The 12,838-nt window shown below is 68.2% G+C and carries 12 protein-coding genes, 1 tRNA gene and 2 pseudogenes; 12 read left to right on the top strand and 3 right to left on the bottom strand.

What is annotated here, in order from left to right:
* Window positions 1-59: 59 nt before the first annotated feature.
* The 3 genes and pseudogenes from ACFVXC_RS41845 to ACFVXC_RS41835 all read left to right on the top strand — a co-directional run.
* Window positions 60-617, top strand: coding sequence for a TetR/AcrR family transcriptional regulator (locus ACFVXC_RS41845; RefSeq protein WP_389917002.1), 558 nt, complete (start codon window positions 60-62; stop codon window positions 615-617).
* A gap of 198 nt (window positions 618-815) precedes the next feature.
* Window positions 816-2,255 (top strand): DHA2 family efflux MFS transporter permease subunit, encoded by a 1,440-nt coding sequence (locus tag ACFVXC_RS41840; protein WP_389917000.1) that lies wholly within the window; start codon window positions 816-818, stop codon window positions 2,253-2,255.
* 167 nt (window positions 2,256-2,422) lie between these two features.
* A pseudogene (locus ACFVXC_RS41835) lies at window positions 2,423-3,496 on the top strand (UDP-N-acetylmuramate dehydrogenase); the annotation flags it as partial.
* Between the two features lie 51 nt (window positions 3,497-3,547).
* Here the strand turns inward: ACFVXC_RS41835 and ACFVXC_RS41830 are convergent.
* On the bottom strand, window positions 3,548-4,189 hold the full coding sequence (locus tag ACFVXC_RS41830; protein ID WP_389916998.1) for an NAD(P)-dependent oxidoreductase: 642 nt from the start codon (window positions 4,187-4,189) through the stop codon (window positions 3,548-3,550).
* 87 nt (window positions 4,190-4,276) lie between these two features.
* Here ACFVXC_RS41830 and ACFVXC_RS41825 point away from each other — a divergent pair, with 87 nt between their 5' ends.
* On the top strand, window positions 4,277-4,876 hold the full coding sequence (locus tag ACFVXC_RS41825) for a TetR/AcrR family transcriptional regulator (RefSeq protein WP_389916996.1): 600 nt from the start codon (window positions 4,277-4,279) through the stop codon (window positions 4,874-4,876).
* Here ACFVXC_RS41825 and ACFVXC_RS41820 read toward each other — a convergent pair.
* On the bottom strand, window positions 4,866-5,885 hold the full coding sequence (locus ACFVXC_RS41820; RefSeq protein ID WP_389916994.1) for an adenosine deaminase: 1,020 nt from the start codon (window positions 5,883-5,885) through the stop codon (window positions 4,866-4,868). The two genes, ACFVXC_RS41825 and ACFVXC_RS41820, sit on opposite strands and share 11 nt — an antisense overlap.
* A gap of 144 nt (window positions 5,886-6,029) precedes the next feature.
* Window positions 6,030-7,256 (bottom strand): pyridoxal phosphate-dependent aminotransferase, encoded by a 1,227-nt coding sequence (locus ACFVXC_RS41815; RefSeq protein ID WP_389916992.1) that lies wholly within the window; start codon window positions 7,254-7,256, stop codon window positions 6,030-6,032.
* A gap of 192 nt (window positions 7,257-7,448) precedes the next feature.
* Here ACFVXC_RS41815 and ACFVXC_RS41810 point away from each other — a divergent pair.
* The 8 genes and pseudogenes from ACFVXC_RS41810 to ACFVXC_RS41775 form a co-directional block, all read left to right on the top strand.
* Window positions 7,449-7,521 (top strand) — tRNA-Trp (locus tag ACFVXC_RS41810).
* A 105-nt stretch (window positions 7,522-7,626) separates the two neighbouring features.
* The gene (secE, locus tag ACFVXC_RS41805) at window positions 7,627-7,914 is read left to right on the top strand and encodes a preprotein translocase subunit SecE (protein ID WP_389916990.1); all 288 of its coding nucleotides are present in this window, start codon (window positions 7,627-7,629) and stop codon (window positions 7,912-7,914) included.
* Window positions 7,915-8,003: 89 nt separating this feature from the next.
* Window positions 8,004-8,963, top strand: a complete 960-nt coding sequence (nusG, locus tag ACFVXC_RS41800) for a transcription termination/antitermination protein NusG (protein ID WP_389916988.1) — start codon at window positions 8,004-8,006, stop codon at window positions 8,961-8,963.
* A 175-nt stretch (window positions 8,964-9,138) separates the two neighbouring features.
* On the top strand, window positions 9,139-9,573 hold the full coding sequence (gene rplK / locus ACFVXC_RS41795; RefSeq protein WP_160506641.1) for a 50S ribosomal protein L11: 435 nt from the start codon (window positions 9,139-9,141) through the stop codon (window positions 9,571-9,573).
* A gap of 86 nt (window positions 9,574-9,659) precedes the next feature.
* Window positions 9,660-10,382: a 50S ribosomal protein L1 gene (gene rplA, locus ACFVXC_RS41790; RefSeq protein ID WP_344522028.1), complete on the top strand. Its 723-nt coding sequence runs from the start codon at window positions 9,660-9,662 to the stop codon at window positions 10,380-10,382.
* 155 nt (window positions 10,383-10,537) lie between these two features.
* Window positions 10,538-11,425 (top strand): hypothetical protein, encoded by an 888-nt coding sequence (locus ACFVXC_RS41785; RefSeq protein WP_389916986.1) that lies wholly within the window; start codon window positions 10,538-10,540, stop codon window positions 11,423-11,425.
* Window positions 11,426-11,489: 64 nt separating this feature from the next.
* Window positions 11,490-12,461 carry a hypothetical protein gene (locus ACFVXC_RS41780; RefSeq protein WP_389916984.1) on the top strand — a complete coding sequence of 324 codons (972 nt, stop codon included), beginning with the start codon at window positions 11,490-11,492 and terminating at the stop codon, window positions 12,459-12,461.
* Window positions 12,462-12,766: 305 nt separating this feature from the next.
* Window positions 12,767-12,838: pseudogene (locus ACFVXC_RS41775) on the top strand (50S ribosomal protein L10); the annotation flags it as partial.

Here is a 12,838-nt window from a genome sequence, read left to right as displayed (position 1 = left end):
CTCGCCAAGGCCTCATGGATCTCTTGACTTAGGTAGTGATTGGCCACTAACTTCATCTCATGGTCAGGATGAGCGCAGAGGAGCGACGTGAGAGCGTCATCCGCGCGGCGAGGATCGAATTCGCCCGTGGCGGCTTCAACGGCACCTCCACCGAGGTGATCGCCAAGCGGGTGGGTGTCTCGCAGCCGTATCTCTTCCGCCTCTTCCCGGGGAAGGAGGCGATCTTCCTCGCCGCGTCCAAGCGCTGCTGCCAGGAAGTCACCGAGGTCTTCAGGAAGGCGTCCGAGGGGCTCGACGGGGAGGAAGCCCTGCACGCCATGGGCGAGGCCTATCAGGCGCTCATCGCCGACGACCCGGACATGCTGCTCATGCAGATGCAGATGTACGTCGCCGTGGCCTCCGCGGAGGCGTCCGGTGACCGGGAGTTCGGTGAGGCGCTGCGGGCCGGCTGGATGGAGATGTACGACACGGCTCGCCTCGCGCTGGGCGCGGACGTCGGCGAGACGACGCAGTTCCTCGCGTACGGGATGCTGATCAACGTCCTGGTGTCGATGGGGTTCCGGCCCGACCACCGGGTGTGGACCGGTTTTTACGACGCGGCGCAGCGCAAGAGGTGAGCCGGATCGGGCTGGGCGAGTCGAGCTCGGCTGAGCTGAGCCGGATCGGGCTGGGCGAGTCAAGCTCGGCTGAGCCGAGCCGGGTTGAGCTGAGCCGAGTCAAGCGCAGCTGAGCTGAGCTGAGCCGCGCAGGTCAGGGGGGTGCGTACTTTTGCGCCCATGAAAGTTAGTCATCAATAACTAACCACAGGGGAAGCAATGTCACTGCAGACAGCGCGGCGCGGGCAAGCAGCCTGGGCCCTCGCCATCACCAGCGTCGCCGGATTCATGGCGGCCCTCGACAATCTGGTGGTCACCACGGCCCTGCCCGCCATTCGCGAGGACTTCGGGGGAGCGCTGCACGACCTGGAATGGACGGTGAGCGCCTACACCCTCACCTTCGCCGTGCTGCTGATGTTCGGCGCGGCCCTGGGCGACCGCTTCGGGCGCCGCAAGCTCTTCATCACCGGCCTGGCGATCTTCACCGGAGCCTCCGCGGCCGCGGCCCTCGCGCCCGGCATCGAGGCGCTGATCGCCGCCCGTGCGGTCCAGGGCGTCGGTGCCGCGATCATGATGCCGCTGACGCTGACCCTCCTGACGGCTGCCGTTCCGGTGGCCAAGCGCGGGATGGTGTACGGGATCTGGGGCGCCGTCAACGGTCTCGCGGTCGCCAGCGGTCCGCTCATCGGAGGCAGCCTCACCGAACACGTGTCCTGGCAGTGGATCTTCTGGCTGAACGTCCCGCTCGGGGTCGCTCTGCTCCCGCTGGCCCGCCTGCGCCTCTCCGAGTCCTACGGCACCGGGGCGCCACTCGACATCGCCGGAACGCTGCTGGCCAGCGGCGGGCTCTTCGGGATCGTCTACGGCCTTATCCGCGGCAACATCGACGGCTGGACCAGCGCTCCCGTCCTCACCGGCCTGATCGCGGGCGCCGCGCTGCTCGGCGGCTTCGTCCACCACGGCGTCAACAGCAAGAACCCGATGCTGCCGATGCGGCTCTTCCGTAGCCGTGCCTTCTCCGCGATCAACGCCGCGAGCCTGCTGATGTTCGTAGGAATGTTCGGCTCGATCTTCCTGCTCAGCCAGTTCCTGCAGAACGTCATCGGCTACTCGCCCACCGAGGCGGGCCTGCGGATGCTGCCCTGGACCGGTATGCCGATGATCGTCGCCCCCATCGCGGGCTATCTCTCGGACCGGATCGGCGGCCGTCCCGTCGTGACCGCGGGCCTCGCGCTCCAGGCCGTCGGCCTCGCCTGGTTCGCGGCCATCGTGGAGCCCGATGTGTCGTACGCCGCCCAGCTGCCCGCCCTGATCATCAGCGGGATCGGCATGGCGCTGTACTTCGCCCCCGCCGCGAACCTGGTGATGTCCAGCGTCCGCCCGTCCGAGCAGGGCATCGCGTCCGGTGCCAACAACGCCCTGCGGGAGGTCGGCGGCGCCCTCGGCATCGCGATCCTCGCCTCGGTCTTCTCCGCCCAGGGCGGCTACGGGCCCGCCCAGCACTTCGTGGACGGCCTCGGGCCGGCGCTGTGGGTCGGCGCCGGGGTGGTCGGCCTCGGAGCGGTGTCGGCCGCGCTGCTTCCGGGGCGGACGGCGACCGAGAAGCCGGTCGACGCCGTACCGGCCGTGGCCGAGGCGCGCACACCGGCCGGCGTCTGAACCAGGCTCCGCCTTCCCCGCCCCCGCCCTCGAACCGCCCCCGCCCCGCCCTCGAATCGCCCCCGAACCGGCCCCGAACCGTCCCCGAACCGGCCCTCCTCTCCCCAGAACAGGCTCAGCCCGTCTCACCCCACGGTCCGTGGCCCCGCCCGAGAGGCGGGGCCACGGACCGTACTCTTGAGCACGTGCAGGAACTCCACGATGCTCCCCTCGCCCCGCTGACCACCTTCCGGCTCGGCGGTCCCGCGGCCCGTCTGATCACCGCGACGACCGACGCCGAGGTGATCGCCGCCGTCCGCGAAGCCGACGAATCCGGGACCCCGCTGCTTCTCATCGGAGGCGGCTCGAACCTCGTCATCGGCGACAAGGGCTTCGACGGCACCGCTGTGCGCATCGCCACGAAGGGCTTCGAACTCGACGGTACGAAGCTCGAACTGGCAGCCGGTGAAGTGTGGACCGACGCGGTGGCCCGTGTCGTGGAGGCCGGCCTGGCGGGTATCGAGTGCCTCGCCGGGATCCCCGGCTCCGCGGGTGCGACGCCGATCCAGAACGTGGGGGCGTACGGCCAGGAGGTCTCGTCGACCATCACCGAAGTGATCGCGTACGACAGGAAGACGCACGAGACGGTCACCGTCACGAACGCCGAGTGCGACTTCTCGTACCGCCACAGCCGTTTCAAGGCCGATGCCGACCGCTTCGTGGTGCTGCGTGTCCGCTTCGCGCTTGAGGACGCCCAAGGGATGAGCGCCCCCCTCAAGTACCCGGAGACAGCCCGCACCCTCGGCGTCGAGGCCGGTGACCGGGTCCCGGCGGCCGTCGCCCGCGAGACCGTACTGAAGCTGCGCGCGGGCAAGGGCATGGTGCTCGACCCCGAGGACCACGACAGCTGGTCGGCCGGGTCCTTCTTCACCAACCCGATCCTCACGGAGGAGGAGTTCGCCGCCTTCCACGCGCGCGTGGCGGACCGTCTGGGACCGGACGTGGCACCCCCCGCCTTCCCGGCGGACGAGGGCCGTGTGAAGACCTCCGCTGCCTGGCTCATCGACAAGGCGGGCTTCACCAAGGGCTACGGAGAGGGCCGGGCCCGCATCTCCACCAAGCACACCCTCGCCCTCACCAACCGCGGCGGCGCGACCACGGAGGACCTGCTCGCCCTCGCCCGTGAGGTCGTCGCCGGAGTGCAGGACGCCTTCGGGGTCACGCTGGTCAACGAGCCGGTGACGGTCGGCGTCAGCCTCTAGGGGAGGGCTACCTCCAGGGCGGCCACCTTCAGGGGCCCCTCCAGGAGGCGGCTAGTAGGCGACGCCCACGCCCTGCTTCACCGTCGACAGGTCGTCGAGCGCCGCCAGCATCGCGTGTGCCACATCGGCCCTCCCGATGAACCGCCCGCTGACCGGCGTACCCCCGACGACCTTGCGGTAGCCGCCCGTCACCGGCTTGTCCTGCAGCCTCGGCGGGCGCACGGACGTCCAGTCCGTAGCGCTGGCCGCCAGGTCGGCCTCCATGGTCCGCAGATCGTCGTACACGGGCTTCAGGATGGTGCTGACCAGGGACCCCACGATCCGGTCGACCACCGGCCGACGCTCGGCCGGGGGGCCGACCGGCGCCGCGCTGACCACCACCAGCCTGCGCACTCCCTCGGCCTCCATCGCGCGCACCACCGACCGCGTGAGCTGGGCCGTGATCCCCGCGTCCGCCCTCTTGCGCGCCCCGAGGCCCGAGAGGACCGCGTCCCGTCCGGCCACCGCGGCCCGCAGGGCCTCCGGGTCGGTCAGGTCGGCCCGGAACACCTCAAGGCTCTCTCCCGTCGTGCCTGTCGCGCTCAGCCGCGAGGGGTCACGCACGACGGCAGTGACCTCGTGACCCGCAGCGAGCGCCTGCCGGACGATCTCCCCGCCGACACCGCCGGTCGCACCGAACACCGTGAGCTTCATGGCGCATCCTCCCCAAGTGGGTAAGTGTTCACTCACCCCTAGAGTGAGTATCCACTCACCCATTCGTCAAGCTTGGTTGGACGGCACATGCAGCAGAAGCCCACCAGGGCCCGCATCCTCGACGCGGCCCACGACCTCATGCTCACCATCGGCCTCGCCCGTGCCACCACCAAGGAGATCGCCAAGGCGGCGGGCTGCTCCGAAGCCGCGCTCTACAAGCATTTCGCGAGCAAGGAGGAGCTGTTCGTGGGCGTCCTCCAGGAGCGGCTGCCCGGCCTGGGCCCGCTCCTGCGCCGTCTCGCCGAGGACCCGGGGGAGCGCCCCGTGGAGGAGAACCTCGCCGAGATCGCCCGCCTGGCCAGCCACTTCTACGCCCAGAGCTTCCCGATCGCCGCGTCCCTGTACGCCGAGACCAAGCTCAAGCGCCGCCACGAAGACTCCATGCAGGCGATGGGGACGGGTCCGCACGTGCCCATCGAGGCCCTCGACGCCTACCTCCGCGCCGAACGCGACGCCGGCCGGATCGCCCCCGGAGCCGACACCTTCGCCGCCGCCTCGCTCCTCCTGGGCGCCTGTGCCCAGCGTGCCTTCGCCTACGACTCCACGGTCGGCAAGCAACCCCCGCAGCCCGTCGACGAGTTCGCCGCCGCCCTCGCCCGCACCCTCCTCGCGGGCATCAGCCGCTGAGCCACTCCTCGATCCCGGACAGCAGCTTCACCTGTATGTCGGCAGGGGCGGCCGAGCCGCGCACCGACTGCCGGGCCAGCTCGGCCAGATCGCTGTCGTCGAAGGCGTGGTGCTTGCGCGCGATCTCGTACTGCGCGGCGAGCCGTGACCCGAAGAGCAGCGGGTCGTCGGCCCCGAGCGCCATCGGCACCCCGGCGTCGTACAAGGTCCGCAGCGGCACGTCCTCGGGCTTCTCGTAGACGCCGAGCGCCACGTTGGACGCCGGGCACACCTCGCAGGTCACGCCCCGCTCCGCGAGCCGCTTCAGGAGCCGCGGGTCCTCGGCCGCCCGCACCCCGTGCCCGATCCGCCCCGCGTGCAGGTCGTCCAGGCAGTCCCGCACCGAGGAGGGCCCGCTGAGCTCACCGCCGTGCGGCGCCGCGAGCAGGCCGCCGTCCCGCGCGATGGCGAAGGCCCGGTCGAAGTCCCGTGCGAATCCCCGGCGCTCGTCGTTGGAGAGGCCGAAGCCGACGATGCCGTGATCGGCGTACCGCACGGCGAGCCGGGCCAGCGTGCGCGCGTCCAGAGGGTGCTTCATGCGGTTCGCGGCGACGAGCACGCGCATTCCGAGGCCGGTGTCCCGCGAGGCGCTCTCGACGGCGTCCAGGATGATTTCCAGGGCCGGAATGAGCCCGCCGAGCCGAGGGGCGTAGGACGTCGGGTCGACCTGGATCTCCAGCCACCCCGACCCGTCCCGCAGATCCTCCTCCGCGGCCTCCCGCACCAGGCGCTGGATGTCCTCGGGCTCCCGCAGACAGGACCGCGCCATGTCGTAGAGCCGCTGGAACCGGAACCACCCGCGCTCATCGGTCGCCCGCAGCTGCGGAGGCTCACCGCCGGTCAGCGCCGGGGGCAGCCGCACGCCGTACTTGTCGGCGAGTTCCAGCAGGGTCGTGGGCCGCATCGACCCGGTGAAGTGCAGATGCAGATGGGCCTTCGGCAGCTCTCTTACGTCACGTACACGCTCCATTCGAGGATCTTGCCGTACGGATGTGGCGTCCCGGAAGCCACTTTCCCGTTCGTGCACATCCCCGAACGAAGAAACGGGCCGCCTCCCCGGAGAGGGGAGACGGCCCGCACGCGCGCGTGGACCTGCCGAACGGGGACGTGACCGTCAGTCGCGGGCCTCGGCGAGCAGCTTCTGGAGCCGCGAGACGCCCTCGACGAGGTCCTCGTCACCCAGGGCGTACGAAAGACGCAGGTAACCCGGCGTCCCGAAGGCCTCGCCAGGAACGACCGCGACCTCGGCCTCCTCAAGGATCAGCGCGGCGAGCTCCACGGAGTCCTGCGGGCGCTTGCCGCGGATCTCCTTGCCGATGAGGCCCTTCACGGAGGGGTAGGCGTAGAAGGCACCCTCGGGCTCGGGGCAGAGCACGCCGTCGATCTCGTTCAGCATCCGCACGATGGTCCTGCGGCGCCGGTCGAAGGCCTCGCGCATCGTGTCCACGGCGGCCAGGTCGCCCGAGACGGCCGCGATGGCCGCGACCTGCGCGACGTTGGAGACGTTCGACGTGGCGTGCGACTGGAGGTTCGTCGCGGCCTTCACCACGTCCTTCGGGCCGACGATCCACCCCACGCGCCAGCCGGTCATCGCGTACGTCTTGGCGACGCCGTTGACCACGATGCACTTGTCGCGCAGCTCGGGCAGGATCGCCGGGAGCGAGGTGAACTTCGCGTCTCCGTAGACGAGGTGTTCGTAGATCTCGTCGGTGAGCACCCACAGGCCGTGCTCGACGGCCCAGCGGCCGATCGCCTCGGCGTCGGCCTCGCTGTAGACGGCACCCGTCGGGTTGGACGGCGACACGAAGAGGACGACCTTCGTACGCTCCGTGCGAGCGGCCTCCAACTGCTCCACCGAGACGCGGTAGCCCGTGGTCTCGTCGGCGACGACCTCGACCGGCACGCCGCCCGCGAGACGGATCGACTCCGGGTACGTCGTCCAGTAGGGAGCCGGGACGATGACCTCGTCGCCCGGGTCGAGGATCGCGGCGAACGCCTGGTAGATGGCCTGCTTGCCGCCGTTCGTCACCAGGACCTGCGAGGAGTCGACCTCGTACCCGGAGTCGCGCAGCGTCTTGGCGGCGATCGCGGCCTTGAGCTCGGGGAGCCCGCCGGCCGGGGTGTAGCGGTGGTACTTCGGGTTCTTGCAGGCCTCGACAGCGGCTTCGACGATGTAGTCGGGCGTCGGGAAGTCGGGCTCACCCGCGCCGAACCCGATCACCGGCCGCCCGGCGGCCTTGAGGGCCTTCGCCTTGGCGTCGACGGCGAGGGTCGCGGACTCGGAGATCGCGCCGATGCGGGCGGATACCCGGCGCTCGGTGGGAGAAGTGGAAGCGCTCATAACCCCATCGTTCCAGACCCGAAACACCCCGGGCACACAGGTTTCGGTGTTTGCCGACGGGCCACCGGATCTGATTCTGTTCGACGGAGGGCCGCAGAGCACGTACACTCACTGCTCGTTGGCCTTCACCGGCCGCACCCACTCATCGCACTCAGTGCACTCGGGCGGATGCGGTAGGTTGGGGGAAATCAAAGGGTCGTAGCTCAATTGGTAGAGCACTGGTCTCCAAAACCAGCGGTTGGGGGTTCAAGTCCCTCCGGCCCTGCTACACACTCCTCTCGGATGTGTGCGCATGTACGTACTGCATTGCACCGCCGTGCGGCTCATACCGGGCGCGGCACGGCCACGACCCGGAATCAGGTGAGGACGAGTGACGGACGCCGTGGGCTCCATCGACATGCCTGATGCCCAGGACGAGGCGCCGGAGTCCAAGAAGAAGGCCCGCAAGGGCGGCAAGCGCGGCAAGAAGGGCCCCTTCGGTCGTCTCGCGCTCTTCTACCGCCAGATCGTCGCGGAACTCCGCAAGGTCGTCTGGCCGACTCGCAATCAGCTCACGACCTACACCACCGTGGTGATTGTCTTCGTCGTCATCATGATCGGCCTCGTGACCGTGATTGACTATGGGTTCAACCAGGCCGTCAAGTACGTCTTCGGCTGAGCCGATGGCTGAGCCGAGAGCGAAGGGCGCCGTACCCGGCGCCCGTTTCGCGCGTTCCACCCCTCTGTATCCAGGAAGAAGCAGCCACCGTGTCTGACCCGAACCTGAACGACGCCATCGAGTCGGCGGAGTCCGTGGAGGACAAGCTCGACATCGTCGAGGCGGCGGACGCCGAGGACCCGGACCAGGCCGAAGCTGCTGACGCCGCCGCAGGCGTACCCGCCGAAGAGTCGGCCCTGCACGTCGAGCCCGTCGCCGAGTCCACCGAGGCCGTCGCCGAGTCCGACGAGGACGCCGAGGCAGCCGACGAGGCCGCCGCCGATGACGAGGCCGAAGAGACCGAAGCAGAAGAGACCGAAGAGGCTGCCGAGTCCGACTCCGAGTCCGCAGAGGACTCCGAGTCCGCAGAGGACGAGGAGGAGGCCGAGCCGGTCGACCCGATCGTGGCCCTGCGCGAAGAGCTCCGCACCCTCCCCGGCGAGTGGTACGTCATCCACACGTACGCCGGTTACGAGAACCGCGTGAAGACCAACCTCGAACAGCGTGCCGTATCGCTGAACGTCGAGGACTTCATCTTCGCGGCCGAGGTGCCGCAGGAGGAAGTCGCGCAGATCAAGAACGGCGAGCGCAAGACGGTCCGTCAGAACAAGCTCCCCGGATACGTCCTGGTGCGCATGGACCTGACGAACGAGTCCTGGGGCGTCGTCCGCAACACCCCCGGCGTCACCGGCTTCGTGGGCAACGCCTACGACCCGTACCCGCTGACCCTGGACGAGATCGTCAAGATGCTCGCCCCCGAGGCCGAGGAGAAGGCAGCCCGCGAGGCCGCCGAGGCCGAGGGCAAGCCGGCTCCGTCCCGCAAGGTCGAGGTCCAGGTTCTGGACTTCGAGGTCGGCGACTCGGTCACCGTCACCGACGGCCCGTTCGCGACGCTGCAGGCGACGATCAACGAGATCAACGCCGATTCGAAGAAGGTCAAGGGTCTCGTCGAGATCTTCGGCCGCGAGACCCCGGTCGAGCTCAGCTTCGACCAGATCCAGAAGAACTAGCCCTAGCGGCCTCCTCTGGAACATACGCCTCCGACCAGGTCAGACGGGCTCTCAAAGCCTGTCTGACCTGCTCGGTTTTTGGCCGCACTGCTATACCCGTTATCGTGGTGCGGTATGCCTCCATCCGGATGACTGGATGGCGGCTGGAAACTCTCACTAGGACCCGGAGAGAGCAATGCCTCCCAAGAAGAAGAAGGTCACGGGGCTTATCAAGCTCCAGATCCAGGCCGGCGCAGCCAACCCGGCCCCGCCGGTCGGCCCCGCGCTCGGCCAGCACGGCGTCAACATCATGGAGTTCTGCAAGGCCTACAACGCCGCGACCGAGTCGCAGCGTGGCTGGGTCATCCCGGTGGAGATCACGGTCTACGAAGACCGCTCCTTCACCTTCGTGACCAAGACTCCGCCGGCCGCCAAGATGATCCTCAAGGCCGCGGGTGTCGAGAAGGGCTCCGGCGAGCCGCACAAGACCAAGGTCGCCAAGATCACTGAGGCGCAGGTCCGCGAGATCGCCACCACCAAGATGGAAGACCTCAACGCCAACGACCTGGACGCCGCGTCGAAGATCATCGCCGGCACCGCCCGTTCCATGGGCATCACGGTCGAGGGCTGAGAGCTTCACCCGTCTGACCTTTCTCAGTGGTAGGGCCAAGCGCTGGTCCACACCACGACTCCACACCTGAAACCACAGGAGCAGAAGTGAAGCGCAGCAAGACTCTCCGCGCTGCGGACGCCAAGATCGACCGGGACAAGCTCTACGCCCCGCTCGAGGCCGTCCGTCTCGCCAAGGAGACCTCCGCGACCAAGTTCGACGGCACCGTCGAGGTCGCCTTCCGCCTGGGTGTCGACCCGCGCAAGGCCGACCAGATGGTCCGTGGCACCGTGAACCTCCCGCACGGCACCGGCAAGACCGCCCGGGTCCTGGTCTTCGCGACCGGTGACCGTGCTGCGGCCGCGGAAGCCGCTGGGGCCGACATCGTCGGCGCCGACGAGCTCATCGACGAGGTCGCCAAGGGCCGCCTGGACTTCGACGCCGTCGTCGCCACGCCGGACCTCATGGGCAAGGTCGGCCGCCTCGGCCGCGTGCTCGGTCCGCGTGGTCTGATGCCGAACCCGAAGACCGGCACCGTGACCCCCGACGTCGTGAAGGCTGTCAACGACATCAAGGGCGGCAAGATCGAGTTCCGCGTCGACAAGCACTCGAACCTGCACTTCATCATCGGCAAGGTGTCCTTCGACGAGACCAAGCTGGTGGAGAACTACGCCGCGGCGCTGGAGGAGATCCTCCGTCTGAAGCCGTCGGCCGCCAAGGGTCGCTACATCAAGAAGGCCGCGCTGGCCACCACGATGGGCCCCGGCATTCCGCTGGACAGCAACCGCACCCGTAACCTCCTCACCGAGGAGGACCCGGCCGCCGTCTGAATCTGACGGCAGTCGCGTCGCGTACGCGTTTGTGATGACGGGCCCCGCAACCTTTCGAGGTGCGGGGCCCGTCCTCGTATCCGTGCATGTCCTCAGAGCTGTCAGGGCACTGCGCTAGCGTGCAAGATTCACACGAGTGCAAGGGGTGGGATGTCATGAACAGCACGACCATGCGACGTGCGGGCCTTTCGATCGCGGTGGCCGCGGCGCTGACCGGGGTCGCGGCCTGTGGTTCCTCTGGCGGAGACGGCGACGGGAAGAGCGAGAAGAACGGCACCGACGCCCTCAGCCCGATAGCCGCCCTGCGCACCATCCAGGACAAGACCGACGACGCCGACTCGGCCAAGGTCGAGGGCAAGACGGTCATGGGCACCCAGATGTCGATGGACATGAAGGGCGTCATGGGCTGGAAGGACGGCGTGACCGGCGAGGTGACGGCGACCCTCACCGACGGCGCCGCAGCCGACCAGATGGAACAGCTCGGCCAGTCCACGATCGACTACCGCTACCTGCCCGACGCGTACTACGCCAACATGGGCGACAAGTTCGCCTCCCAGTCCGGCGGCAAGCACTGGATCGAGTACGACTACGCCACGCTGGCCGAGATGGGCGGCGCCGCGGGCGAAGCCTTCAAGGACCAGATGCAGAACACCACGCCCAACCAGTCGGTGAAGATGCTCCTCGCGTCCGGCGACGTGAAGCGCGTGGGCGAGGCGAGCGTCCGGGGCACGAAGGCGACCCACTACTCGGGAACCGTCGACGTCGCGGACCTCACCGGCAAGAGCACGGACCTCGACGCCGGGCAGATGGCCGAGCTGAAGAAGCAGTTCAAGCAGGCCGGGATGAGCACCGAGAAGATCGACATCTGGGTCAACGGCGACGACCTGCTGGTCAAGAAGACCGAGAAGGCCGCCATGAAGACCGGTTCCTTCTCGCAGACGGTCTACTACAGCGACTACGGCACGCCGGTCTCCACCGAGCAGCCCCCGGCCGGGGACACCGTGAGCTTCAAGGACCTCATGAAGCAGCAGCCACAGGCCTGACCTGGCCGTCAGGTAGTCTCGCCAGACCAAAATATGTCGATCATGTGTTCCTAGGGGTGGGGTCATGACTGCTGTTTACGTGCGTGGAGACAAGGGACGTAAGAGGGTGGCGGGCGCCGTGCTCGCCACCGCGCTGCTGTGTACGGGCGCGGTGGCCTGCCAGGGCTCCGACAGCGACAGCAAGGCGAAGGGGGCTGCCTCGGGGGAGACGCAGTCCCGTTCGAAGGTGACCGAGGTCATCACGGCGGCGTACGAGAAGACCTCGAAGGCCAAGTCGGCCAAGGTCGAGATGACGATGACGGCGCCGAAGTCGACAGCCGGCGCGAGCGGCGACATGAAGATGTCCGGTGTCATGGGCTGGGACCCGACCGTCATGGATATGACGATGACTGGTTCCGCGCTCACGGAGGGCGGCCCCGGGGCTCCGGAGAAGGTCCGGATGCTCTGGTCCGACAACGTCATGTACATGGACATGGGAGCTGCGGCCGCCAAGGACATGGACGGCAAGCAGTGGATGAAGATGGACCTGAACTCCATCGCCGAGCAGGCCGGTGACGAGAAGCTCGCCAAGCAGATGACCGGCGGTCTGGACAGCATGAACCAGGACCCGGCGCAGCAGCTCGCGATGCTCCTCGACTCGCCGAACCTGAAGCACGTCGGCCCGGCCGAGGTCGACGGCGTGCAGACCCAGCGTTACAAGGGCCGGCTCACCGTCAAGGAAATGATGGAGACGGACAAGGGCCTCAGCGACGTGCTCAGCAAGAGCGAGCGCGAGAAGATGTTCAAGAACATCGAGAAGTTGGGCATCAAGGGTTACGACACCGAGGTCTGGGTCAACGAGGACGACTATCCGGTCCGTATGGACATCGACATCAAGTCCCCCGAGGGCACGATGAAGACGTCCCAGAAGTTCTCCGACTACGGCGCCGCGGCCAAGGTGACCGCTCCGCCCGCCGGGAAGACCTTCGACCTGATGGAGATGTTCAAGGATCTCGGCAAGGGCGGCTCCGGCTCCGGAGCCGACAGCGGCTTCTGACCGCCTTCTGGCCGTCTTCTGACCGGTCTCTGACCGCGACTCCGAGCCGATTTGCCTGACGCGAACCCGTTCGCGTACTCTTCCACAGAAGCCAAAGACCGCTGGTCGTTGCCGTGTGCTCGTAAGAGGACGCGGTGGCCGAAGGATCCGCTGAAACTGCGGACGACCCGCGTAGGTGACTGTGGAAGTGCTCCCGGACGGGATTCCGTCAGGTCGAGCCCATGCCCTGGCGCCTGCGCCGGGGCGTTTTGTTTTGTCAGCCCCTTTTGAGCGGTCCTCATCACCCGGAAGGAGGCTGACGCTCTATGCCGACGCCCGACAAGGCTGCCGCGGTAGCCGAGCTCACGGACAAGTTCCGCAGCTCGAACGCCGCCGTG

The organism is Streptomyces sp. NPDC058257 (assembly GCF_042881845.1).
Classification (GTDB): domain Bacteria; phylum Actinomycetota; class Actinomycetes; order Streptomycetales; family Streptomycetaceae; genus Streptomyces.
This window is presented reverse-complemented; position numbering and strand designations above follow the sequence as displayed.